Origin of the sequence: Nonomuraea aurantiaca (assembly GCF_020215705.1) — a bacterium.
GTDB classification, from domain to species: domain Bacteria; phylum Actinomycetota; class Actinomycetes; order Streptosporangiales; family Streptosporangiaceae; genus Nonomuraea; species Nonomuraea aurantiaca.
The window spans coordinates 1-22,842 of sequence record NZ_JAIWNB010000003.1; the positions used below are offsets into that span (position 1 = coordinate 1).

Consider the following 22,842-nt stretch of genomic DNA (forward strand, 5'->3'; position numbering starts at 1 on the left):
CATCTGCTCGGCCCGGTGCAACCGGCGGATCTCCGCCCAGTCTTCCACCTTGATCACCCTCCAGAGTGACTGAAGGGGGTCAGTTTTCACCCGTCGCCACGGGGTCAGTTTTCACCCGTCGTCGACACGGTCACGTGGCCGGGCTCTATCTTGAAGGACAGATCGTCGACGGCGAGCGTGTCGCCGTAGCGTTTGGTCAGGCGGTTGAGTTCGATCACGCGGTTAAGAATGAAGTGCGGCGGGCGCTCACCACATCGGACCACGGTCCGAACCTCAAGGTCAGACCCTGGTCTGACGTGCGGGCCCACCTTCAACCACTACGGTCAACGCGTGAACGAATCCCCCTCCCTCTTCACCGCTCGCTTGAGCCGTCGCCAGTTGATCGGGCTGGACCTGCTGGCAGGGTTGGGCTTCTGTCTCATGTTCCTCACAGCATCGACGAGTGGGTGGGCCCTGCCGCCGTGGGCGCGATTGGCTCTTCTCCTGGGGCTGAGTTTGCCGCTGGCGATGCGCAGGGTGTGGCCGTTGCCGGTCTTCTGCCTCGTGCTGACGGTCTCCATCGTGGTCGCAGCGGTGTTAGGGGTGTCATCCGCTTATATCTCGCCTGCCTACGCGCTCTATATCGTTGCCCTGGCCGATGACCGGGGTGCGTGGGTTCCGTCCTCGGCGATCGGTGTGCTCACGCTGGTCACCCTGGTCGGGATGGTGGTCGCCGGCGGTGTGCCACAGCCGGCGGGCCCCGCGTGGTTGACGAATCTCGACCAGCCGCTCATCGGCATCGCCGCACTGGGCGGCGCGTGGACGGTCGGGCGAGCCGTACGCGAACGAAGACACTATGCGGCGCGCGATGCCGAGCGCCTGGCTGGACAGGCCGTGACAGAGGAGCGGCTGCGCATCGCCCGCGAGCTGCACGATGTCGTCGCGCACAGCGTGGGATTGATCGCGGTAAAGGCGGGCGTGGCCAATCATGTGATGGCCACCAGACCGGAAGAAGCACACGATGCGTTGCGGGTGATCGAGACCGCCAGCCGGAGCGCGCTCGTCGAGATGCGCCACTTGCTCGGCGTCCTCCGCTCAGACGAGACGCCCGAGCGTGGCCCCGCACCGGACCTCAGCGGCCTCTCTGGCCTGGCCGACCAGGCCAGGTTGGCGGGAGTGGAGGTGGAGTTGGACCTTCGGTTGGCGCCAGGGGGAGGCCGCGACAGCGGAGATGATGTCGCACCGCATGCGCGGGCTGATCGTGAGGCCGCCAGGGGCAAGCGCACGGCTGGGGCAAGTAGCAATCGCGCAGACCGGGACAGTACGGCTATGGATGGTGCCGAGGGTGTGACCAGGGATGGTGGGGGAGGCCAGCAGTGGCCTGGTGGCCTGAATGATGCCCAGGGCGGGGCTGCTCAGAAAGCTACGGGTGGGGCTGATCAAACGGTCCAGGGTGGGGCCAGCCAGAGGACCGAGGGTGGGGCCGCTCAACGGACCCAAGAGGGAGCCGCTCAACGGGGCCGGGACGGGGGAGGTCAAAGAGGTCACGACAGAGCCAACCAGAGGGCTCGGGACACAGACGAGGGCCGTCTAGGCATGCGCGGGGGAGAAGAGATCTCGCGGCTGGGGGTGCGGCTGCCTGAGGGTGTGGAGTTGTCGGTCTATCGGATCGTCCAGGAAGCGCTCACCAACGTGGTGAAGCATGCGGCACCGGCCCGGTGCTGGATATCGGTGGTGGCCGATGTGATGGAGGTGCGGCTCGAGGTGATCGATGACGGTCCTGGCCGTCGCACCCTGCCGATCGAGGGAACAGGGCACGGGCTGATCGGAATGCGGGAGCGGGTCATGATGTACGACGGAGTGTTCGAGGCCGGGCGTCTACCTGGGCGAGGGTTTCGGGTGTCAGCCCGGTTGCCTTACGGGGGCATTTCGTGATTCGTGTCCTTGTTGCCGATGACCAGGCGCTGTTGAGGGGCAGCTTCAAGGTGTTGGTCGACTCGGAGCCCGACCTGACGGTCGTCGGTGAGGCCGCGACGGGGGCCGAGGCGGTGACCGTGGCTCTGGAGCAGCGGCCTGATGTGGTCCTCATGGACGTGCGTATGCCGGAGATGGATGGCATCGAGGCCACTAGGCGGATCGGTGATGTGGCTCGGGTCCTGATCGTGACCATGTTCGACCTCGACGCCTACGTTTACGACGCACTCCGTGCTGGAGCCAGCGGGTTCCTCCTCAAAGACACTCCGCCGGCTGATCTGGTCGCCGCCATTCGGGTGGTCGCGGCTGGTGAGGCGTTGCTGGCTCCGAGGGTGACGCGCAGGCTGATCGAGGAGTTCACCCGCACGCCTGCGTCGTTACAGGTCAAGGGGCTGCATGGAGTTACGGAGCGGGAACGGGAGGTTCTCACTCTGATCGCTCGGGGCCTGTCCAACAACGAGATCGCTGCCCATCTTCACCTCAGCCTTGCCACGGTCAAGACCCATATCGGTCGGCTCCTGGCCAAGCTCGATGCTCGGGACCGGGCGCAGCTGGTCATCATGGCGTACGAGAGCGGGCTCGTCTCTGCTGTTCGTTGATCAGAGAGTTGGTTCGTTGGTCGGCGGGTTAGGAACGGGCGGCCCAGGGCTTTGGTCTGGGGAGGGAGTGCAGGTGGCGTGGTGAGTTGGCGGATGTTGAGCGGTTGATTGGCGAGCGCAGGATCCGGGAGATGGTCCGGTAGCGTCCCGGGAGTGACCGATGTGAGGATTGTCTTCCGGAAGTACGGCGGGGCGTTGCACTGGAACCATTCCGCGAAGGTGCTCGGCGAGGATGAGCATGGCGTGTGGGTCGCGGTGCCAGGCGGGACGGTTGCTCGTAAAGGGGACGGGCCGCCGGTTGTGTGGGAGACCACGGCCATCATGTTGTTCCCGCGCGACGGGTGGTGGACGGCGTCGTTCAACTCCCCGCCGCATCGGGCTGAGGTGTATGTGGACGTCACTACCGTTCCCGAGTGGCGTGATGGTGAGGTGACCATGCTCGATCTCGACCTCGACGTGATCAGGATGCGTGACGGGCGGTTGATTCTGGACGATGAGGACGAGTTCGCCGAGCACCAGGTGTTGCTGGGATATCCGCAACAGATGATCGACCGGGCCGAGGAGACGGCCAGGTGGTTGATGGGCGCGGTGGGCGGGCGGCAAGGGCCGTTCGGGGGTGCGCATTCGAGGTGGCTTGATCAGGTGGGCGCCAGCGGCACGAGCTGAGTGGCGGACGGTCAGTGGAGATGACCTTCCGCTGAGCGATGTAGTTTCTCACTCGCTCAGCCCTGGCCGCCCACCTGGGAAGTACAACGAGATCGTTGATCCACCACTGGGTGGACGCCACCTCAGCGGATGAGGCGTAGGGCTTCGGCCATGGCAGCGAGACGGCGGGGGGAGGCGAGGCCGGCATGGTAGAGGTGGAAATCCGTGGCGCCTGCCTTGGCGTACGTTCTGAGCTGTTCGGCGAGTGCCTGGCCGTCGGCGGGGCGTGGGGGAAGGGCCAGGACATATGCGCCCACTCGCTGGCCGGGACCGCAGAGTTCGCCGAGTCTGGCGAGGCGGGCGGCGTCCGAGGTCGGGTCGCCCCAGCAGTTGCCTACCAGCACCTCCGCTCCGGGCTCACCGGCGGGGAGGGCGGCGAACGAGCTGGCAGCCCAGGGGTCGGGGTTGGCGTGCAGGGTGATGGGTACGTTCGGCGCGGTCTCGCGGGCCACGGTGATGAGGCGGGTGCGCAATGATGCCGACAGGTCTACGCGTACGTTTCGGACATCATCGGCGAATGGGCCGAGGGCGGCCTCCACAGTCCCGGGGGAAGATGGCGAGCCAGAAGCCGGCGACGCAGCCGCTGGTGAGGCAGCGGTTGGCGATGCGGCTGCTGACGAGCCGGAAGCCCGCGACGCACCTGCTTGTGCGGCGGCAGACGGCGATGCAGGCGCAGGTGCTGGCGAGGTGGCAAACGGTGCGGAAGAGGTCGGTGCGGGAGATGTCGGGTCGTGCTTGCTCGACGCGGGAGAGGTTACGGCGCTAGCGGTAGGGCCGTCGATGGCCGCGCGTACGCGTTCCCTGGTGCCCTCCGGGTAACGGGGAGCGCAGGCCGTACAGAAGCAGAGCGTCAGCAGGTCACTGTCTACGGATGTCCAGTCGGCGCCGGCCGTCTTCTCGTGCACGCTCTGGTGCCCGAAGCCCATGGGTCCGCACGCCTCGAGGATGAGGCCATCCGGTTCTCCGACGGTCAGGATCTCGCTGACCAGACGCTCGCAGTACTCGATCACGTCCTCGAAAGCCGGACACAGCGCATATGGATAAGGATCACCGAATGCGTTACGTACCACCAGGTCAGGGTGCATGCCGCCCAGGAAGGAGTTGTGTGTCAACACCGTCCATGCGTGTACCTGCAGTCCGACGGCCTTCAGGGCGTCCCGTGCCTGCAGGTAGGCGTCCGTGGGTGTCCAGGTTGGGGAGGCCGGTGTCAGGCGTCCCCACGAGGAGGGCCGCACTGGCAGGTAGAAAGCCGATTGTGGGACATCCAGCACCCGGTGGGCGGGGTGATACGGCGTTGCCGCGCGGGTGGAGTGATAGCTGGCCGCCAACGCGACGGCCTCGACGCCCAGCTCCGCGAGGCGCGAAGGGGCCGACGGGTCGCCGACGATGTCCCAGGGGTAGGCGTAGGCCACGTTCACCAGCGCGGTCTCCTCGCAGTGAAAGCAGGCTCGAAGCGCTGCATATAGGTGGTGTCGTCGCGTTCGGTGATTCCGCACGCGAGATATTGCTCATGCATCACGGCCAGGGCGTCACGGTCCAGTTCGATGCCGAGACCGGGCCCCTCGGGCACGGGTACGGCGCCGTCGACGAACCGCAATGCGCCCGGCGCGACTACGTCCTGCCCGTTCTGCCACGGCGTGTGGGTGTCGCAGGCGTGGGTGAGGTTCGGCGTGGCGGCGGCCAGGTGGGTCATCGCGGCCAGGCTGATCCCAAGGTGCGAGTTGGAGTGCATGGACAGCTCCAGCCCGAACGTGTCACACAGCGCGGCGATATGCGAGGAGCGTACGAGTCCGCCCCAGTAATGATGGTCGAGCAGCAGCACGCCGATCGCCTTGGTGGCGATGGCGGGCGGAAGGTGCTCGGGCGTCACCACGCACATGTTGGTGGCCAGCGGCATCGGGACTTCGGCGGCGACCTTCGACATCCCGGGGATTCCGGGCGTGGGGTCCTCCAGATACTGCAGGCTGCCTTCGAGGGCTTGTCCTACCTGGATCGAGGTCTCGACGGTCCAAGCGGCGTTCGGGTCGAGGCGGAGGGGCACGCCGGGGAAGGCCTCCCGCAGGGCTATGATTGCCTCGACTTCTTCCTGGGGCGCGAAGACGCCGCCTTTGAGCTTGATCGACGCGAAACCGTACTCCTTGATCAGCATCGATGCCTGCTCGACCAGCCCTGCCGGGTCGAGCGCCGCGCCGAACCTGTCCGGCTCGCCGTCCGGATGTCCCGCCCACTTGTAGAAGAGATAGGCGCTGTACGGCACGGCTTCGCGTGCTCGGCCGCCCAGCAGATCGACGACGGGCACGCCGGCTGCCTTGCCGCGAATGTCCAGACAAGCCACCTCGAAGGCCGCGAACACCCGATCGATGCTCTTCTCCTGGGTTGCGGCCCCAGTCAAGCCGTGCATGTCGGTCACTACGTCGCCGACGATCGCGCTGATCCTGGCATACATCTCATTCGTGGCATGCACATCCACGCCGACCAGTGCCTCGGCGCATTCGCGTACCTTGGTGAGATGTCCCAGGTCACCGTACGTCTCGCCGAGGCCGCTCAGCCCCTCATCGGTGACCACCTCGACGATCGTTCGCAGCGCCCAGGGTTCGTGCACGCCGGCGGCGTTCAAGAGCGGCGGATCCTTGAAAGCTACGGGGGTGACGTGGATCTGCCTGATGATCATATGACCGCCGTCCATATATGTGAACAAGTGCCAGGTTTGTGGACAGGTTGTCGCAACTGTAAGAATCAATATGAAGAAGTGTCAAGACTCCGAAGGGCCATTCGATGATCTACGGACACAACCCCAGGACCGGCGAGACCGTGGGCAGTGCCCTGCCTGAAACCGACCGCGCCGGGGTCGACATGGTTGTTTCCGCCGCGGCCGCCGCAGGTGCGGCCTGGCGGGCGACTCCCGCCGCCGAGCGGGCCGAAGCGCTGGAGGCCGTCGCCGACGCTCTCGCCGCGAAGGTGGACGAGCTGTGGCAGATCGCCGACAGTGAGACCGCGCTGGGAGAGGTACGACTGCGCGGCGAGGTCGCTCGTACGGCCGGCCAGTTCCGGCTGTTCGCCCAGGTGATCAGAGATGGTGGCTACCTCGACGCCATCGTCGACCACGCCGACCCCTCGGCCACCCCGCCCAGGCCCGACGTGCGCCGGATGAAGCAGCCGCTGGCCGGCGTGGTCGCGGTGTTCGCGGCGAGCAACTTCCCGTTCGCGTTCTCCGTGGCGGGTGGCGACACCGCATCGGCGCTGGCCGCCGGTTGCGCGGTCGTGGTGAAGGCGCATCCCGGCCACCCCAACACCTCCGAGCAGGTCGCTCGCATCGTCCGCAAGGCCCTGCCGTACCCCGACCTGCTGGGACTGGTGCAGGGCATGCAGGCGGGTGCCGACCTGGTGCAGCACCCGAGCGTGGTCGCGGCCGGGTTCACCGGGTCGGTCCCGGGCGGCAAGGCGATCCAGGGGCTGATCGACCAGCGAGAGGTGCCGATCCCGTTCTTCGGAGAGCTGGGCAGTGTCAACCCGGTCGTCGTGCTGCCGTCCGCGCCTGTGGCGGAGGTGGCCACCGGGTTCGCTGCGTCGCTGACGATGGGGGTCGGGCAGTTCTGTACGAATCCCGGGCTGATGTTCGTGCCCGCGGGCGACGAGCTGCGCAAGGCGCTGGCCGAGGCCGTGGAGGGCACCACCGGCGGGCCGATGCTGGCTGAGCGGATCAGGGACGGCTACCTGGGCGGGCTGGAGCGGCTCGGCGAGCTGCCGGTGCTGGCCGAGGGCAAGGCGGGAGAGGGTAGCTTGGCCGTCACGCCCACGGTGTTCACCACGGATCTCGACTCGTTCGCGGCGAAGTTGCCGGGCATCGGCGAAGAGTGCTTCGGCCCGGCGTCGATCGTCGTGACTTACCGCGAGATTTCGGACCTGCGGGCGGTGCTGGAGCGGCTGGATGGGTCGCTGACGGCCACCGTGCACGCGACCGACCCCAGCGAGGCCGGTGAGGTCGCCGAGGTGCTCGGGCGTAAGGCCGGGCGGCTGATCTGGAACGGCTGGCCCACCGGCGTGGCGGTGTGCTGGGCGATGCATCACGGCGGTCCGTGGCCGGCCTCGACGTCGGCAGCGCACACGTCGGTCGGCGCGACGGCCATCGACCGGTGGCTGGTGCCGACGGCGTACCAGGACTGGCCGGGTGAGCTGCTTCCGGAAGAGCTCAGGGACGACAACCCGCTGGGTGTGCCCCGACGGGTGGACGGCGCGCTGGGGCGTTAGTTAGGAATGGGATGCGGCAGAGACGCGCCCTGGTGCTGGGGTGGGAGGGCGCGTCTTGCTGTCTCGTGTCGCGCACGGCTGTCTGGCATGTCCAGCACCAGGACCTGGGCATTCTTCATGGAGAAACGCCCAGGTCGGCGGTTGAGGAAACTTCGGGCTTGGTGAAGCTTCTGCTTCTTCGTCGAGGTTTTTGCAGTGGCGCTGAAGCCGAGGAGGCGTGCCCTGCGGGTCAGAAGGCGGTGATCGTGGCGGGGGCGCGCTCGACCCGGGTCAGGGCGCGAAGGACGGCGACGGCGCCGTGCCGTCGCGCCGCCAGGGTGGCGAGGATGCCGATGACTGTGTCGGTGGCATCCGTGGGCAACGCGGGAGTCTCCATGCCGGCGCTGACCGCCAGGTCGTCTATGTGAACGACGAGTTCCATCATGCGGTTGATCAGAAGGTCGTCCAGGAGAAGCGAGGGCGGCCCCCAGGGGAACTGGACCACCCGGTTCTGCGGTTGCCGCGGCAGTTCCTTGTGCAGCCGGTCGAGGACCGCCGTGATCCCGGCCGCCAGCGCGTCGGGTCCCTTGGCGGCGTAGTCGGCGCCGCTGCGCCTGATTGCCAGGTGGACCTCGCCTTCGTGATCTGCGTTGAGCCAGCGGGCGCGCAGGAAGTAGTCGAGCAGGCAGATGGGCGGGGTGTCAGGGTCCTGGCCATCGAGCGCTGTGGCCACCACGTTGATCTGGCCCGCCAGGTGTCCGGCCAGCCCACTGACCGTGTAGTGCATCAGCGCGCTCGGCCGGTCCCATGCGGCCGCCACGGCAGGCTCGGCGAGAAGTTTCGCCGCCACGTCGGCGACGGCGAGGTACTGCTCGCTGATGGAGCTATGAGTGATCACCACCGTAACTCTGGGGCCCCCGCGCGATGTCCGCAATCATTTGGCTGATGCTGTCGGGAATCTTCGAAAGTCTCGTGATCACCTGATTTCGCGCCAGGATCGGGAGCGGGCGATGCGGTCGAGGAACAAGACCCCGCCAGTCGTGACGAACCCAAGGGTCCAAACGCCCTATGAAGCTGAAGACCCCATGAGTTCATCCTGAAGACCCCTCAGGTCGCCTGAACTCTGGGATTTCAGCGGGGTTGAGCAGCATACGAACGAAAAGTCGCGTTAGGCGGCCCTCGGGGCTCGGCTTAGCGTGGATAGCCGTTCTGACGTGTTTGACCTGCGAAATCATGCAGTTCACGGGGTCGCCTGAGCTGTTTGCGGATCACAATTTGATCTTGCGCCTGGTCCGCTCTGGTGGATGAGTCCTACTTTCTGGGCCCATGCCGGTTGAGTTCTTGAGCGATGATGAGGCGGCCGCCTACGGCCGCTACGTAGGGGCACCGACGCGGGCCGAGCTGGAGAAGATGTTCTTCCTCGACGACGCGGACCGGAGGCTGATCGGGCGTCGCCGTGGCGATCAGCACCGGCTCGGGTTCGCCCTGCAGCTGACCACGGCCGGTTCGTGGGCCGGTTCCTGCCGGATCCGCTGGAGGTCCCGGCCGAGGTGATAGCGATCGAGGGTTGTCCGTCGGCGCAGGTCGGCGAGGCTGGGCGAGCGGAATCATGGCAGCTCCTGGTGCGTGTGGCTGACGGGGCTGCCGGTAGAGGAGGGCTCGGCGTTGGCGGGAGCCGCGGCGGCGGGGACTTCCCCTTCCGGCGGCGGCCGTCAGCGGCGCGGGAAGCTGTCCGCGCAACCGCCTGTGTCTGGCCTGGGCAAGGTCTTTTGCGCTAGCAAAAGACCTTGCCCAGGCCAGACCTCGCCCCCTTAGAGCCCCCGCTGCGCGGGGCGAGAGGGCGGTTGAGCGGAGCGGCGCCCCGTGACGCAGGCTGCGAAGTCGGAAGGGCAGGGCCCGCCCGTCCTGCAGGGGCGAAGCGTTCTGGCTGGTAGGACCTACGCGGGCTCGACGAGGCCGGGTGGTTGAGGGCACCCCCGGGGTGTGAATGACAAACGCGGCCCCTGATGATCGTTGGTTGTCTACGCCAGTCGATCAAGAACAGGCGCCGCGTTCGCGTGCCATCATCCCCGATCGACGTGCTCGCCCGCCACCTGGAGCACGTCGCCCTCACCGACCCACTGACCGACCTGCTCGATCTGCCGGCCCTGCCCGAGGTGCTGGACACGGTGCCCGACCCGCGCAGCCGCCGGGGACGCCGCTACCGGCTCGGCCCACTGCTGGCCTTATCCCTGCTCGCCGTGCTCGGCGGCGCAACTTCCCTGGCGAAGATCACCCGGGTCATCGCCGGATACGACCCACACCTTCGCGCCCGCGCCGGGCTGCCTGGCACGGCCAAGCTGGCCGCCAGCACCCTGGGGCGGCTGCTGTCCCGGCTGGACGGCGACGCCTTCGACACTGCCACCTGCGGCTACCTGGCCTCACTCGCCGCCTGCGGCCCGCCCTCCGACCGAACCCCGCTCATCGGCCTGGCCGTGGACGGCAAGACCCTGCGCGGCAGCCGCACCCCCGACACCACGGTGCACCTGCTGGCCGCCACCCGCCACGACACCCAGACCGTCGTAGCTCAGCGGCAGGTCGAAGCCCACAGCAACGAGATCCCCGCGTTCACACCCCTGCTGCCCGGACTCGACCTCACCCACACGGTGATCACCGCCGACGCCCTGCACACCCAGCACGAACACGCCCGCCACATCATCGCCGCCGACGGCCACTACCTGTTCTTATCGTCAAGGGCAACCAGCCCACCTTGCACCGCCGACTCAAGGCCCTGCCCTGGCGCGAAGCGATCCTCAACGACCGCACCGACGAGACCGGACACGGCCGCCGCGAGATCCGCCGCATGAAGATCTGCACCGTCCGCCCCGAGCTGCCCTTCCCCCACGCGGCCCAGGCGATCCAGGTCAAACGCGGCCGCACCGACCACCGCACCGGCAAGACCACCATCGTCACGATCTACGCCGTCACCAGCCTCCCACCAGGACGCATCACCCACGCCCAGCTCGCCGCGCTGATCCGCGGACACTGGAGCATCGAAGCCCTGCACCACATCCGCGACGTCACCTACCGCGAAGACGTCTCCAAAGTCCGCACCGGCACCGCACCCCGGATCATGGCCAGCCTCCGCAACCTGGCCATCGGCCTGGCCCGCCTGATCGGCTGGACCAACATCGCCGCCGCCACCGACCACTACCGCAGCCACCCCGCCGACGGCCTCCAGCTACTCGGTCTTACAACATGAGAACGCTTCGACCCTGGGCTGAAAGCGATCGGTGAGCGATCTGTAAGCGCCGTTTCCTACGGTTGCGGCATTCCCAACTTCGAGGAGAGTCGATGCGAGTATCCAAGCGAAAGCCGACGCGAGTATCCAAGCTGGCCGCCGGTGCGCTGATGGCCGCCGCGCTCGTCACCCCCGCCCTGGCGGCCACCCCCGCCCTGGCGGCCACCGCAGCGCAGGCGGCGCCGCCGCCGACCACGACGGACTGGACCCAGGAGGGGCCGTTCTCCACGTTCGACGCCTGCGATCACCGCAGGCGCTTCTGGGACCAGCTCGACGGGCGTTCGCACTACTGCCAATGGGCCGACGGCACCCACGAGAACCGCGGCTGGTGGATCCGCACTCGTGGCTGAGCCGCGCTAGCGCCGCCGCAGCAGGTACGTGTCCATGGTCCAGCCCTTGCGCGCGCGGGCCCGCGCACGCACCTGTTCGAGGTGGCCGGCCACCTCGGACAGCGGGCCGGCGATCAGGATCTCGTCGGGCGTGCCGGGGTAGGCACCCAGTAGATCGTGATGTCCTCGGCCGCGTATAGGGCGAAGGCGCACTGCGCGTCCAGCATCACCACGACGTCGTCCACGCCGGAGGGCCAGCCCTCGGCGAGGCGCCGCCCGGTGGTCACCACGAACGGCCGCCCGACCCGGTTCAACGCGACCCGGTGCCGGGCGGCCAGCGCCGCCACGCTGCTCACGCCCGGAACGACGGCGTACTCGAAGGCGATCTCGCCGCGCGCCAGGATGTCCTCGACGACGGCCAGCGTGCTGTCATAGAGGGCCGGGTCGCCCCAGACCAGGGTTGATGTCGATGCCCTTGACGGTGACCACCTGCTCACCCCACAGGCTGGCCCATAGGGTGACCCTGTCGCCCTGGAGCAGGTCCTCGGCGTTCTTGGACCCCATGTGATCTCCTTCGGTTACCTTGTACGACTAAGGATTTCACGGGGCTTGAGCAGCAACCGAGCGGCCAGTCACGATTAGGAGCTCGGCGGGCGGCTCTTACCGTGACTGGCCGTTCTGATGCGGGTAGCCTGCGGCGCTCTCGGATCCCAGCGCCGCGCCGCTAGCGCGGAGGCAGGTCAGACCTGCCCGGCACGTGCTCGCATTCCCACTGATCTTGATCAGTTCACGGTGCGTTGCTTTGCTTGATTGCTCAGGGAATCGAACGGATAGCGCAGCTCACCCGCCCATTTGGTCGCTCCGTTGGTAGATGACCGTTTGAGCCTGGCGTGTGCGCTTGATCAGTCCTTGCCGGTGCAGGGCTTGGAGATGGTAGGACACGGTCCCTGGTGACAAGTTCAGCCGTCGTGCCAGTTCCGTTGTCGAGGCCGGGGTGGTGATCTCCTGCAACAGTTGTGCCCGGGTCGCGCCCAGACGCGGCGGCCGGGTGCTGGATTGGGTCGGGGTCGTGTCGGCGATGGGATAGGTGATCATCGGTAGTCGGGGGCGTATAGCGCCCGGCGGGTCGATGGCGAAGGCGACCGGTCCCCGAAACAGGCCAGGTGCCAAGAGGAGCCCGTCGGCGCTGGCCGATCCTTCGTCGGCCGCGAGCGTCAGATCAAGGCCGCCGTCGCGCCACCGCAGCGATGGCGCCAGCCCGCTGAGCATGGTGGCGAGTCCGTCCCGGGCTGCTTGTGCACCGCGTAGGGCGATGTCGGCGTGCATCTGCTCTTTGATCCGTGGCCAGTGCGCGGCGAGGGCCCTGGTCCAGAACACCTTCAGCTCGGCGGCCAGGCGCCCAGCCAGCTCCTGTTCACCGTATTGGACCGCCTTGATCATCATCGGTGCCTGACCGAGTTTGCCTTTCAGGCACCACGGATGACCGTCGAGGATGATCGCGGCCTCGTAGGCGACCCGGTCGGTGGGGGCGGTCGCGACCCGGTGCAGTTGGTCGTCCAGGTCCTCATCGAAACAGGCCGGCTCGGGACTGATGAAGTCGGGGATGTATCCGGTCGCCGCCTGCGCGACCAGCGCGTTCAGCAGCGGCAGGCCCTGCTCGGCTAGCGCCGCGGCAGTCCGATGCCGCCACACCGCGGGCAGCACATATGGGTAGATGCCGAACTTCAGCAGCAGCTCCTTGGCCAGCTTCGTCTGCGACACCACGAAGCGCATCCCGGCTACACCCTCGGCATCCAACTCGACACGGATCACCGCGCCCGCCCCCAGCCATGATTCGAAATCGTCAAATCATCTTCTAGCCGACCATCTCTCCGAACAAGATCTGGAGCATGCACGGTCGGGCGGTACGGGAGGCTCTTGAGCCGATTGCGGACAGTGTCACCAGGACGTCGACGTTGACGGCGGCCAGGCTGGCCAAGCGGCGTTTGACGTGAGACCACGCGCCTTCGGTGGGCTGCTGACCACCGGCGGCAAGGCGCGCACGGAGTTGCACAGGATCCGTGCGTCACCAGGGTGTCGGCCCACCATCGATGACAGCAGCCTCACACCGAACCATGGCCGAGCAGTTCGCACCGGAGGTCCTGAAACACATCAGGCCCTTATATGCCAGGAGGTTGTCAATGAAAAGGAAAATCGCCGCAGCCGCCACGACCGGGGCGCTGGCCCTGACCGTGCTGGCCGGCACCGCCAGCGCGGCCACGGGGGACGGTGGCCCGCGGGGCCCGTTCGCCAACGCCGATCAGTGCGCCAGCTACGTCGCGGCGCACAACCAACTGGGCAACTGGGACTGCCAGGGGGTGGCGGGGCCTTTCGGTGGCTGGTGGGCGATCACCGGCTCCTGGACCGACAGAGGGCCGTACACCTCCGAGAGTTGGTGCTACTACTACGTCAGGGAGCAAGGGATGCTGGGCCACTGGGACTGCGAGCACGTCTACGGCGCCTACGCTGGGTGGTACGTCTTCAAGGGCTCGTACAGGCCCTAAGAGGTCCTAGCAGAATGATCTCTGTTGTGCTTTGATCTCTCGCTGTAGCCGAGCGAGAGGGGTCCGAGTGGCCAAGCTGAAGCCATGAGAGGTCAGCGACGAACTGTGGGCGATGATCGAGCCGCTGTTGCCCCAGCGTCAGCGGCGGTTCCGCCATCCTGGGCGCCAAGCGGCTGGATGATCGACTGGCGCTGCAGGGCATCCTGTTCGTGCTGCACACCGGGATCGCCTGGGAGCACCTGCCGCAGGAGCTGGGCTACGGCTCGGGCATGACGTGTTGGCGGCGGCTGGCTGAGTGGAACGCCTCTGGGGTGTGGCAGCGGCTGCGCGAGGTACTGCTGGACCGGCTGCGAGCCGCCGACGCGCTCGACCTCTCGCGGGCTGCTGTGGACTCTTCGCAGGTCAGGGCGTTGAAAGGGGGGCGCAGACTGGCCCGTCCCCGGTCGATCGGGGGCGGGCCGGCAGCAAGCACCATCTGATCACCGACGCCACCGGCATCCCGCTCGCGCTCATCTTGACCGGTGCCAACCGCAACGACGTTACTCAACTTCGCCCGCTGCTGGACGCCATCCCCAAGGTCCGCGGCAAACGCGGCCGGCCACGACAGCGCCCCGACGTCGTGCTCGCGGATCGCGGCTACGACCACGACAAGTACCGCCGCCTGGTCCGCGAGCTGCAGATCCGCCCGCTGATCGCCCGCCGCGGCACCGAACACGGCTCCGGTCTGGGCAAACAGCGATGGGCCGCCGAGCAGACCTTCGCCCTGCTGCACGCCTTCCGCCGCTTGCGTATCCGCTGGGAGGTTCGTGCCGACATTCATGAGGCCTTCCTCAAGCTGGCTTGCGCGCTCATCTGCTGGCGATTTCTGAGGGCTTGAGTAGCAAGCGAACGACCAGTGGCGTTAGGGAGCCGGGGCGGGCGAAGTTGCCGCCGTTCAGTGGTTCGAGGTGGGCGCGGGGCGTGGCCGTAGCCGAGGTGGGCGAGGGCGCGGTCGTAGCCGAGGTGGGCCCGGCCGGTGTGCGGGCCTGGCTGGCATTCCCTGCTCCGGTAAGGGCCTATGTGCGCTGGGTGGCGTCTACGCGTCTTGCTGTCTGGTGGTGTGGTGGGGATGGCCCTTGGTGTTGAGGTAAAGGGCGCCTTCGCCGTTTGGTGGGTGGCGCTCTCCGCTTCGGTAAGGGTCTATGCGCGCTGGGTGGCGTCTACCAGAGCCTGGAACAGGCGGGCCGGGTTCTCGGCGATGCGGTTGCAGACGTACAGCCACCACTGGGTGCCGAACACGACGTACTCCCTGACCGGATGCCCGCGATCCCGCATCGTCCGCAGCTGATCGATGCCGAGTCCCAGCAGCATCTCGACCTCGTAGGCGCCGGAATCCTGCCGCATGTGTGGCTGCAGTTCGTCGAGGAGGTCGAGGTCGTGGGTGGCGATCGAGCATAGGTGGCCGCTGTCCAGCAGGCGGGTCGCGTACGCGAGGTAGGCCGCCCGCAGCTCGCGGCTGTCGCGGGGGTGGGCGATGGACTCGGGTTCGAGGTAGGAGCCCTTCACCAGGCGGATGCGGCCGGGTCGCGTCAGCAGGCGGGGCAGGTCCTCGTCCGTGCGGTGCAGGCGGGCCTGAATGGTGACGCCGACGTGGTCGAAACGCCCGCAGAGGCGTTCGTGAGTCCACAGGATGAGGTCCGTACGATCGGTCCCCTCCATCGAGATCATCATCTCCTGGCCCGCGGCGGCGGTGGCCTCGGCCAGCCGGGTGGCGTTGGCCAGCCCCAGCTCGCGGTCCACCACGGAGCCGATGTGGGACAGGTCGAGGGACACCGAGCAGTTCACCCCGCGCGCTGCGGCCTGCCGTGACAGGTCCAGGAATACCTCGGTCTCGGCCGTGGCCAGGTCGGCGTCGCGGCAGCTCTCGCCCATGTAGTCAAGGGTGACGGCGCTGCCCTCCGCGTTGAGCAGGGCGGTCCGGGCGAGCGCCTCGCCGACGGTCTGGCCGCCGATGTACCGCTCGGCCACTCGCCAGGCCAGCTCGCGCAGTGCGGGATCTGCGGCGACCCGGTCCTTGAGGTCCTCATCAAGGGCCAGTGCCCGCATTGTCTGGGCCGCCTGCTCCATCACGATCATCGTCTTCCTTTCATCCGGAAGCCAGGACACTATCACCAATCTATATTTTTTTAGAAGGTGTCTGCCTTGCCGGTTGAGCGACCTCTCGATGCATCCGGCAGGAGGTGCGCGAACGCGCTTTGCGGGTAGCGGCCGCGCTGGAGACGCGCGGTGTAGGTGGAGGGGCACGTCGAACGCCTCAGGCAGGGAGGGGAAGGCGAAGTGCTCGGCGGCGTCGCGAGAGGGCCGTAGCCGCCGCTGATGACGTGTGCTTTCGCGGGTCCGTCGCTGTCCCGCTGTCCCGTCGTCCTGTCGTCTCCCTGTTCAGTCGTCCCGTCATCCCGTGGGCCAGTCAACGCGTCCGTCCCATCGGTGGTGCGGGTCGCTGGCGCGCACGTCCGTCAGTGGGCGGGTCGGTCGGGGGCGGCTGGCCCGTCGTCCCGTTGCCCCCCTGTTCAGTCGTCCTGTCATCCTGCCGGCCAGTCGCGTCCGTCCCATCGGTCGTGCGGGTCGCCGGCGCGCATGTTCGCTCGGTGGTGCAGGTCGCTGGCACGTACGTCCATCAGTGGGCGGGTCGGTCGGGGGCGGCGGGCCCGGCGTCGAGCCAGTCGGGGGACGGCTTCGAGACGGCGGCGACGCCGAGGTCGCCGTGGGGGGAAGCCGATCGCCGATGGAGACATAACCGCCCCCTGGTGGTGGCGTAGCACGCTGCCGACCGTCTGTTGGTCGCGGAGCGGGTGAAGGCAACTGCGGGTGAAGGCAGCTGCGTGGGAGGGGCGGATCGGTTGGAGGGTGAGGCGAAGCCTCGGATCGGTTGCGGGTGGGTGAGGCAGCCGAGGCGGGGTGGCCTGGCTGCGGTTGGGGGGTGAGGCGAAGGCCTGGATTGGTTGTGGGGTGGGTGAAGGCAGTCGGTGGAGGCGGAGGTCAGGATCGGTCGCGGGGCTGGGGGAAGCGCCGCAACTCTTGAAAAGCCTTCACAAGGACCGGTCAGGCCCCGGCGATCTCCAAGCCGATGGCCAGGATGCGCTCCAGCTCCCGCAGGTCCTCCGCAGAGGGATCGACCAGCGGAGCCCGTACGCCGCCGACCGCCAAGCCCCGCAACCGGACCCCTGCCTTGACCAGCGAGACCGCGTACCCCGGCACCCGGTCCCGTAGCTCCACCAGCGGCAGGTAGAAGTCGGTGAGCAGTCGCCGCACCAGCACCTCGTCGTCCCCGGTCACCGCCTTGTGGAAAGCCAGTGCGATCTCCGGGGCGAAGGCGAAGACGGCGCTGGAGTACAGCGTCACGCCCAGCCCTCGGTAGGCGGGGACGGTCAATTCGGCGGTGGGCAGGCCGTTGAAGAAGGTGAACTCCCGGTCCGTAGACCGCCGTACGGTCAGGATGATGCGCTGGAGCAGGTCGAAGTCGCCGAGTCCGTCCTTGAAACCGATGATCTCGGGCAGTTGGGCCAGCTCGGCCACCGCTGAGGGGGAGAAGCGGGCGGTGGCGCGGTGATAGATGATGACGGGCAGCCCACCGGCTGAAGCCACCTCACGTACGTAGCGGACCAGGCCGTCCGGGGGAGCGGTCACCAGGTAGGGGGGCATCAGCAGCAGGCCGTCGGCTCCGTTGTCCGCCGCCGCGCGGGCGAACGCCTTGGCGGTGGGGAGCGGGCCGCCCGCGCCCGCGAAGACCGGGACCCGGCCGCCCGTGGCCCTCACCGACGTGGCCACGACCTTGGTGTAGTCGGCGACGTCGAGCGCGTTGAACTCGCCTGTGCCGCATGCGGTGAACACTCCTCCGGCTCCGGCGGCGACCCCATTGGCGACGTGCTCCGCCATCGCCTGTTCGGCTATGTCGCCGTCAGTGCCATAAGGGGTCACGGGAAAGAAGAGAACACCATCTAGCCGCATCAACAATCCTTCCTAGCAAGCGGATGATCAGATAAGCGGACGCCGATAGGCCCGAAGTGGTTGTGCGGGTGGGTGGGCCCGAGGTGGGTGTGCGGGTGGGCCCGAGGTGGGTGTGCGGGTGGGCCCGAGATGGTTGTGTAGGTGGGCCCGAAATGGGTGGATGCGGGTCAGCCGAAGTGGGCGTGCCCGAAGTGGATGTCCGGGGATGCGGGTCAGCCGAAGCGGGTGTGCCCGAAGCCGAAGCGGGTGTGCCCGAAGCCGGTGCGCGTGAGCCCGCAGCGGATGCGGATCAGCGGAGCCCGATGACCCGGAGCCGATCAGCGGATGCCCTCCCGGCGAAGCGTGGCGGCCAGCTTGCGCGTGTGTCTGGTCACCGCTTCCGTGACCCGCTCGATCTCGTCGGGTGCCAAACCCGCCGGCATCGAGCAGCTGATCGCGTCCGTCGCCGGGATCCGGTAGTCGACGGCCACCGCCACGCAGGCCACGCCCGGAGTGCCCTGTTCGCGTTCGTAGGCCCAGCCCCGGGTGCGTACCTGGTCGAGTTCCCCGATCAGCTTGGCCGGATCGGTGAAGCTGTGCTCGGTGATCGGCGCCAGCGGGTCCGGCAGCAGGGCCGCGACCTCGTCGTCGGTGAGCTGGGCGAGCAGCACCTGGCCGAGCGCCGTGACGTGGGCGGGCAGCCGCCGGCCCACCCTGGGGATCACGTGGTGGGCCTCCCGCGACTCCCTGGTCGCCAGGTAGAGGACGTGGGCCTCGTCGCGGCGGGCGAAATGCGCGGTCTGGCCGGTCTCCGCGCGCAGGTCCTCCAGCGTCTCCTGGGCCAGGGGCAGCGCGGGGTCCTTGTCGAGGTACGCGGTGCCGGTCAGCAGCGCGTGCGGCCCGATGCCGAAGGCCGATCTGGCGGAGTCGGTCTCGACCCAGTTCAGCTCGACCAGGGTGCGCATCAGGGCGTGCAGGGAGCTGCGCGGAAATCCGGTGTGCTGCTGGAGCTCCGACAGTGTCAGGGTCTCGTGGGAGGCGGCCAGGGTCTCGAGGATGCGGACCGTCCGCTCGGCGGACTTGACTAGCTGGGGCTCCATACTCATCCCATCTTGACAGAGGCTTCAGTGTGTCAGCATATGGGATTCCATCCAGATACATGGACGCCTAGCCCTTGATGGCGCCGCTTGTCAGGCCGCGCATGAACTGCCGCTGGAAGGCCAGGAACGCGATGATCGACGGCAGCAGCGCGAGCAGTGATGCCGCGAGCAGTACGCCGATGCCGACCTCCTCGTCGGAGCGCAGGGAGCGCAGCGCGATGGGCAGCGTCCACATGCTGGACTCGGGCGCCACGATCAGCGGGAGCAGATACTGGTCCCAGATCATGGTGAAGCCGAAGACGCCGATGACGCCGAGCGCGGGCCGGCACAGCGGCAGGATGATGCCGAAGAAGATGCGCAGCTCGCCCGCGCCGTCGATGCGCGCGGCCTCCTCCAGCTCGACCGGCACCTCTTTCATGAACTCGGTCATGACCAGGATGGAGAAGCCCCAGGCGCCCACCGGGAGGATCATGCCCGCGTACGTACCGATGAGATCGGCGTGGATGATGGGCATGTCGGCGAGCACCAGCGAGAGCGGGATCGCGATGATCTCCTCGGGCAGCATCATCGTCGCCAGCATGATCAGCATCACGAACGCCATGCCCCTGAACTTCTTGCGAGCGAGCGCGTAGGCGGCGAAGACGCTGACGAGCATCTGGAGCAGCAGCCCGAACCCGACCACCACGAACGAGTTGAACAGGTAGTGGTAGACGTTCTTGTTGCCGGCCTGGACGAAGTTCTCCAGGGTGAAGTCGTCGGGCCAGAGCGTGAATCTGGTCGGGTCGAGCGTCTTGCTGAAGGCGCTGACCAGCAGCCCGACCAGCGGCCCGGTGAAGATGATCACCATGAAGGCGTAGACCAGCACCTTGAGGGTCGTGGCGAGAGGCCCCCGCCTGGACTCCAGGCCGAGAGCGCTGTCGAATCTCATCATGCGTTCTGCCTCCTGCGCATGACCTGGGTCAGCACCGTGAGCAGCAGGGTCACCGCGAACAGCACGATCCCGCCGGCCGACGCGGTGCCCAGGTCACCCTTCTGGAACCCGAGCTTGTAGATCAACGTCATCAGCACTTCGGTCGATCCGTTCGGCCCGCCGTTCGTCAGCACGTACACCTCGACGAAGACGCGTATGCCGCGGATGGCGGCGAGGGTGAACAGGATCCAGAACACCGGGCGCAGCGCGGGCAGCGTGATGTGCCGCAGCCGGTGCCAGGTGGTGGCCCCGTCGACGGCGGCGGCCTCGTACAGCGTGCGGTCCACGCCGACCAGGCCGGCCAGGAAGATCATCATGTCGTACGGCGTGCCGCGCCAGATGCTCATGCCCATGATCGACAGCAGCGAGGAGTGCTCGCTGGCCAGGAAGGGCTGCGGATCCAGGGAGATCCAGCCGAGAATGGTGTTGATCATGCCACTGTCGGCGGGGTGATACATGATCCGCCAGACCTCGGCCACCGCCGCCATCGTGGTCACCACCGGCAGGAACGCCGCGGTCCTGATGAACCACAGGTAGCGTGCCGGACCTTCGATGAGCAGCGCGAACAGCAGGCCGAGGACGAGCGAGCCCGCGGTCGTGCCCAGGGCCAGCACGATGCTGTGCCAGATGGCCGAGACGAAGGCGTCGTCGGTCATGATCGTGGCGTAGTTGTCGAGGCCCACCCATCGATCACCGACGTAGCGGACCTCGAAGAAGCTCATCCGCAGGCCCTCGAACATGGGGATGAACTTGAAGAACAGAAACAGCAGCAAGGCCGGCGACAGGAACGCCCACGCGATGAGAGTCCCCCGCCGCCGCATCCGCTTGGGACGGCGGCGGGGGGTCTCCGTGCGGCTCCGCGCCTGGGTGAGCGTGGGGGTCATGATGCTTTCTGGGTCTGCAGTTCCTGGGTGAGCTTGGTGCTCAAGGTGTCCATCGCCGTCTTGACGTTGGCTGAGCAGTCGGCCCACACCGTGTTGATGGAGTCGGCGGAGTCCTGGCGGATCGGCGCCCAGTTCGGCACCGGCGGCGCGTAGACGGCGTTGGCGTACGCCTCCTGGAACACCTTCCAGCGCGGATCCTGGCGTTCGGCGGCCATGTCGACCTGGGAGTTGACGGGCAGGCGGACGATGGCGCCGTTGGCGTCCTTGTTCATGCCGATGCGCTGGCCGTCGGGGGAGACCGCGAACTCGGCGAACTTCTTCTGGCCCTCGACGTTGTCGGAACCGGCCATCATGTAGACGTTCTCGCCCTCACCGAGGGTGCCGGGGCCGCCCGACGGGCCCTTGGGCACCGGTACGACCTCGATCTTGTCGGTCCCGATGCTCTTGACGAACCTGGCGAGCACGTACGGACCGACCAGGTAGATGCCGCCCTGCCCCTTCTCGAACACCTCGTGCGTGACGGTCGTGTCGTTGCTGACGGCGCCCGGGTTGACGGTCTTGGCCTTGCAGAACTGGTCCTGGAGGTACTGGACCGCCTCCACGGTCTTGGGGTCGTTCACGACGGGGCTGAACTTGCCGCCGCCGTTGGCCTTCACGAAGTCGCCGCCGTTGGCGTAGATCAGCGAGGAGGCGTACCAGGAGGCGTAGCCACGCTTGGTGCCCGCCGGGATCACGAAGCCGGCCGTGTCCTTCTGGCCGTTGCCGTCCGGGTCCTTGTCGGTGAAGGCCGCGGCCAGCTTGGCCAGGTCGTCCCAGGTCTTGGGCGGCTCCATGCCGACCTTCTCCCGCCAGTCCTTGCGGATGATCAGGGCGAAGGCCTGGGCGGAGAACGGCGTGCCGTAGTACTTGCCGTCGGAGCCCTGGGCGGCCTTCCATGCCTGCTCCGACACCTTGTCGGCGCCGGCCAGCTTGGCCTTGTCGACCTCCTGCAGCCAGCCCTGCGTGTGCATGTTGCCGAGTTGGGCCGTGTCGTTGATGACGATGTCAGGTAGCTTCTTCTGAGCTGCCTGCTGTTGAAGCTTCGTCTCGAAGTCATCGAAGAGTGCGACGACTTTCGTCTTGATACCGCTGGCCTTCGTGAACGCGTCGGCCAGTTTCACAGCCGTTTTGGCGGAGTCGGAATCGGGCGCCTGCCTGATCCAGATCTCCAACGCGTCATCCGAACTTGATCCCCCGGAGCCGCAGCCTGTCAGCGTTACGGCCAGGGCCGTCGCAATCGCGGCCCCGAGCAGCTGGCGTGACATCAGACCGCCTCCCGTTCACATATGTGGACACCTGTCGCAGACGTGGAGCCTGTCCGTGTGAACGTAACGAGTGACATAGGTCACGGTCAATATTCAGGAATGTGAATTTGGACCAGGGTTGTGTACAACAATGAGCCCTATGCGCATTCTCATGACCGGCGCCGCCGGCAAGGTCGGTACGCTGCTCCGCCCCCGCCTCGCCCGTGACGGCCGCACGCTGCGCCTATCCGACCTTTATCCGCTGGAGACCGCGCCCGGCGAGGAGATGGTGACGGCCGATCTCGTCGACGAGGCGGCCATGGCCGAGGCGATGAAGGGCGTCGACGCGGTGATCCACCTGGGCGGCCAGAGCCGGGAGCATCCGTGGGCCGACATCGTACGGGCCAACATGGACGGCATGCACGTCCTGCTCGAAGCCGCCCGGCGGGAGGGCGTCGAGCACCTCGTGCTCATGGGCAGCCACCACGCGGCCGGCTTCCACACCCGCCCGGCCGATGGCGCGGAGCTGCCCGACTACGCCTTCCCCCGGCCCGACACCTTCTACGGCGTGAGCAAGGTCGTCATGGAGGCCCTCGGCAGCCTCTATCACGACAGGTTCGGCATGAACGTGACCGTGATCCGGCTGGGCACCTGCAACGAGGCCTCGGGCGACACGCGCGGCCTGGCCACCTGGACCTCCCCTGACGACCTCGCCCGCCTGGTGGAGGCCGCGCTGACCGCGCCCGGCTACCACGTCGTCTGGGGCGTCTCCGACAACGCGCGCCGCTGGTGGTCGCTGGAGGAGGCCCGGTCGATCGGATACGTCTCGCGGGACGACTCGGAGGGCCAGGCCGCCGCGCTGATCGCCGAGCAGGGTGAGCCCGATCTGAGCGAGCCGCTGCACGACCGCGCGGGCGGCGTCTTCACGCTGAGGGACCTCGGAGGCAAGTGGTAGGACGTTTCCCCAGCGTGACGCCCCCACGGAGTGCGGTGCAACCGGTTG

At 67.6% G+C, this 22,842-nt stretch carries 22 protein-coding genes and 1 pseudogene; 11 read left to right on the forward strand and 12 right to left on the reverse strand.

Annotation, left to right across the window (positions count from 1 at the left end):
- Positions 1-330: 330 nt before the first annotated feature.
- From LDL49_RS09580 to LDL49_RS09590, 3 genes are all read left to right on the forward strand, one after another.
- On the forward strand, positions 331-1,914 hold the full coding sequence (locus LDL49_RS09580) for a sensor histidine kinase (protein WP_225290605.1): 1,584 nt from the start codon (positions 331-333) through the stop codon (positions 1,912-1,914).
- Positions 1,911-2,552, forward strand: a complete 642-nt coding sequence (locus LDL49_RS09585) for a response regulator (RefSeq protein ID WP_225290606.1) — start codon at positions 1,911-1,913, stop codon at positions 2,550-2,552. Before LDL49_RS09580 ends, LDL49_RS09585 begins: the two co-directional genes overlap by 4 nt.
- Positions 2,553-2,705: 153 nt before the next feature.
- On the forward strand, positions 2,706-3,218 hold the full coding sequence (locus LDL49_RS09590; protein ID WP_225290607.1) for a DUF402 domain-containing protein: 513 nt from the start codon (positions 2,706-2,708) through the stop codon (positions 3,216-3,218).
- Positions 3,219-3,340: 122 nt separating this feature from the next.
- Here the strand turns inward: LDL49_RS09590 and LDL49_RS09595 are convergent, their stop codons facing one another.
- Both LDL49_RS09595 and LDL49_RS09600 read right to left on the reverse strand, forming a co-directional pair.
- Positions 3,341-4,675, reverse strand: a complete 1,335-nt coding sequence (locus LDL49_RS09595) for a hypothetical protein (RefSeq protein ID WP_225290608.1) — start codon at positions 4,673-4,675, stop codon at positions 3,341-3,343.
- On the reverse strand, positions 4,672-5,928 hold the full coding sequence (locus tag LDL49_RS09600; RefSeq protein WP_225290609.1) for a glucarate dehydratase family protein: 1,257 nt from the start codon (positions 5,926-5,928) through the stop codon (positions 4,672-4,674). Before LDL49_RS09600 ends, LDL49_RS09595 begins: the two co-directional genes overlap by 4 nt.
- A gap of 104 nt (positions 5,929-6,032) precedes the next feature.
- On the opposite strand from LDL49_RS09600, the gene LDL49_RS09605 reads away from it, so the two are divergent.
- The gene (locus LDL49_RS09605; RefSeq protein WP_225290610.1) at positions 6,033-7,505 is read left to right on the forward strand and encodes an aldehyde dehydrogenase (NADP(+)); all 1,473 of its coding nucleotides are present in this window, start codon (positions 6,033-6,035) and stop codon (positions 7,503-7,505) included.
- Between the two features lie 229 nt (positions 7,506-7,734).
- On the opposite strand, the gene LDL49_RS09610 is transcribed toward LDL49_RS09605, so the two are convergent.
- Positions 7,735-8,382 carry a maleylpyruvate isomerase N-terminal domain-containing protein gene (locus tag LDL49_RS09610; RefSeq protein ID WP_225290611.1) on the reverse strand — a complete coding sequence of 216 codons (648 nt, stop codon included), beginning with the start codon at positions 8,380-8,382 and terminating at the stop codon, positions 7,735-7,737.
- 428 nt (positions 8,383-8,810) lie between these two features.
- Here LDL49_RS09610 and LDL49_RS09615 point away from each other — a divergent pair, with 428 nt between their 5' ends.
- The 4 genes from LDL49_RS09615 to LDL49_RS09625 all read left to right on the forward strand — a co-directional run bounded on the left by LDL49_RS09615 (position 8,811) and on the right by LDL49_RS09625 (position 11,114).
- Positions 8,811-9,038 (forward strand): DUF4158 domain-containing protein, encoded by a 228-nt coding sequence (locus tag LDL49_RS09615; RefSeq protein WP_225290612.1) that lies wholly within the window; start codon positions 8,811-8,813, stop codon positions 9,036-9,038.
- Positions 9,039-9,541: 503 nt separating this feature from the next.
- Positions 9,542-10,330, forward strand: a complete 789-nt coding sequence (locus LDL49_RS09620; RefSeq protein WP_308016100.1) for an ISAs1 family transposase — start codon at positions 9,542-9,544, stop codon at positions 10,328-10,330.
- Positions 10,234-10,725, forward strand: coding sequence for an ISAs1 family transposase (locus tag LDL49_RS56765; protein WP_263654857.1), 492 nt, complete (start codon positions 10,234-10,236; stop codon positions 10,723-10,725). The genes LDL49_RS09620 and LDL49_RS56765 overlap by 97 nt, the downstream gene beginning before the upstream one ends.
- A gap of 92 nt (positions 10,726-10,817) precedes the next feature.
- The gene (locus LDL49_RS09625) at positions 10,818-11,114 is read left to right on the forward strand and encodes a hypothetical protein (RefSeq protein WP_225290613.1); all 297 of its coding nucleotides are present in this window, start codon (positions 10,818-10,820) and stop codon (positions 11,112-11,114) included.
- Positions 11,115-11,227: 113 nt separating this feature from the next.
- Here the strand turns inward: LDL49_RS09625 and LDL49_RS09630 are convergent, their stop codons facing one another.
- The 3 genes from LDL49_RS09630 to LDL49_RS58275 all read right to left on the reverse strand — a co-directional run bounded on the left by LDL49_RS09630 (position 11,228) and on the right by LDL49_RS58275 (position 12,905).
- Positions 11,228-11,551, reverse strand: a complete 324-nt coding sequence (locus LDL49_RS09630; RefSeq protein WP_225291010.1) for an SAM-dependent methyltransferase — start codon at positions 11,549-11,551, stop codon at positions 11,228-11,230.
- Positions 11,523-11,657: a hypothetical protein gene (locus tag LDL49_RS56770; RefSeq protein WP_263654858.1), complete on the reverse strand. Its 135-nt coding sequence runs from the start codon at positions 11,655-11,657 to the stop codon at positions 11,523-11,525. Before LDL49_RS56770 ends, LDL49_RS09630 begins: the two co-directional genes overlap by 29 nt.
- A 276-nt stretch (positions 11,658-11,933) precedes the next feature.
- On the reverse strand, positions 11,934-12,905 hold the full coding sequence (locus LDL49_RS58275; protein ID WP_225290614.1) for an ArsR/SmtB family transcription factor: 972 nt from the start codon (positions 12,903-12,905) through the stop codon (positions 11,934-11,936).
- A 368-nt stretch (positions 12,906-13,273) separates the two neighbouring features.
- On the opposite strand from LDL49_RS58275, the gene LDL49_RS09640 reads away from it, so the two are divergent.
- Together LDL49_RS09640 and LDL49_RS09645 are read left to right on the forward strand one after the other, a co-directional pair.
- Positions 13,274-13,636 (forward strand): hypothetical protein, encoded by a 363-nt coding sequence (locus tag LDL49_RS09640; RefSeq protein WP_225290615.1) that lies wholly within the window; start codon positions 13,274-13,276, stop codon positions 13,634-13,636.
- A gap of 112 nt (positions 13,637-13,748) precedes the next feature.
- Positions 13,749-14,513: pseudogene (locus tag LDL49_RS09645) on the forward strand (IS5 family transposase).
- A gap of 302 nt (positions 14,514-14,815) precedes the next feature.
- On the opposite strand, the gene LDL49_RS09650 reads toward LDL49_RS09645, so the two are convergent.
- From LDL49_RS09650 to LDL49_RS09675, 6 genes are all read right to left on the reverse strand, one after another.
- Entirely contained in the window at positions 14,816-15,751 is a 936-nt protein-coding gene (locus LDL49_RS09650; protein WP_225290616.1) for a proline dehydrogenase family protein, read from the reverse strand.
- A gap of 966 nt (positions 15,752-16,717) precedes the next feature.
- Positions 16,718-17,623: a 5-dehydro-4-deoxyglucarate dehydratase gene (locus tag LDL49_RS09655; protein WP_225290617.1), complete on the reverse strand. Its 906-nt coding sequence runs from the start codon at positions 17,621-17,623 to the stop codon at positions 16,718-16,720.
- 317 nt (positions 17,624-17,940) lie between these two features.
- Positions 17,941-18,702 (reverse strand): IclR family transcriptional regulator, encoded by a 762-nt coding sequence (locus LDL49_RS09660; protein WP_225290618.1) that lies wholly within the window; start codon positions 18,700-18,702, stop codon positions 17,941-17,943.
- A 67-nt stretch (positions 18,703-18,769) separates the two neighbouring features.
- Positions 18,770-19,633, reverse strand: a complete 864-nt coding sequence (locus LDL49_RS09665; protein ID WP_225290619.1) for a carbohydrate ABC transporter permease — start codon at positions 19,631-19,633, stop codon at positions 18,770-18,772.
- Positions 19,630-20,556: a carbohydrate ABC transporter permease gene (locus LDL49_RS09670; protein WP_225290620.1), complete on the reverse strand. Its 927-nt coding sequence runs from the start codon at positions 20,554-20,556 to the stop codon at positions 19,630-19,632. The genes LDL49_RS09665 and LDL49_RS09670 overlap by 4 nt, the downstream gene beginning before the upstream one ends.
- Positions 20,553-21,860: a sugar ABC transporter substrate-binding protein gene (locus LDL49_RS09675; protein ID WP_225290621.1), complete on the reverse strand. Its 1,308-nt coding sequence runs from the start codon at positions 21,858-21,860 to the stop codon at positions 20,553-20,555. Before LDL49_RS09675 ends, LDL49_RS09670 begins: the two co-directional genes overlap by 4 nt.
- 139 nt (positions 21,861-21,999) lie before the next feature.
- Here LDL49_RS09675 and LDL49_RS09680 point away from each other — a divergent pair, with 139 nt between their 5' ends.
- Positions 22,000-22,794, forward strand: a complete 795-nt coding sequence (locus tag LDL49_RS09680; RefSeq protein WP_225290622.1) for an NAD-dependent epimerase/dehydratase family protein — start codon at positions 22,000-22,002, stop codon at positions 22,792-22,794.
- The last annotated feature ends 48 nt before the right edge of the window (positions 22,795-22,842 follow it).

Excerpts from the sequence above, each read along its gene's own strand:
- LDL49_RS09675 (WP_225290621.1), bottom strand. The coding sequence starts at position 21,860 with ATGTCACGCCAGCTGCTCGGGGCCGCGATTGCGACGGCCCTGGCCGTA.
- LDL49_RS09625 (WP_225290613.1), top strand. The coding sequence starts at position 10,818 with ATGCGAGTATCCAAGCGAAAGCCGACGCGAGTATCCAAGCTGGCCGCC.
- LDL49_RS09650 (WP_225290616.1), bottom strand. The coding sequence starts at position 15,751 with ATGATCGTGATGGAGCAGGCGGCCCAGACAATGCGGGCACTGGCCCTT.
- LDL49_RS09605 (WP_225290610.1), top strand. The coding sequence starts at position 6,033 with ATGATCTACGGACACAACCCCAGGACCGGCGAGACCGTGGGCAGTGCC.
- LDL49_RS09615 (WP_225290612.1), top strand. The coding sequence starts at position 8,811 with ATGCCGGTTGAGTTCTTGAGCGATGATGAGGCGGCCGCCTACGGCCGC.
- LDL49_RS09600 (WP_225290609.1), bottom strand. The coding sequence starts at position 5,928 with ATGATCATCAGGCAGATCCACGTCACCCCCGTAGCTTTCAAGGATCCG.
- LDL49_RS09680 (WP_225290622.1), top strand. The coding sequence starts at position 22,000 with ATGCGCATTCTCATGACCGGCGCCGCCGGCAAGGTCGGTACGCTGCTC.
- LDL49_RS09655 (WP_225290617.1), bottom strand. The coding sequence starts at position 17,623 with ATGCGGCTAGATGGTGTTCTCTTCTTTCCCGTGACCCCTTATGGCACT.
- LDL49_RS09670 (WP_225290620.1), bottom strand. The coding sequence starts at position 20,556 with ATGACCCCCACGCTCACCCAGGCGCGGAGCCGCACGGAGACCCCCCGC.
- LDL49_RS09640 (WP_225290615.1), top strand. The coding sequence starts at position 13,274 with ATGAAAAGGAAAATCGCCGCAGCCGCCACGACCGGGGCGCTGGCCCTG.
- LDL49_RS09665 (WP_225290619.1), bottom strand. The coding sequence starts at position 19,633 with ATGATGAGATTCGACAGCGCTCTCGGCCTGGAGTCCAGGCGGGGGCCT.
- LDL49_RS56770 (WP_263654858.1), bottom strand. The coding sequence starts at position 11,657 with ATGGGGTCCAAGAACGCCGAGGACCTGCTCCAGGGCGACAGGGTCACC.
- LDL49_RS09660 (WP_225290618.1), bottom strand. The coding sequence starts at position 18,702 with ATGGAGCCCCAGCTAGTCAAGTCCGCCGAGCGGACGGTCCGCATCCTC.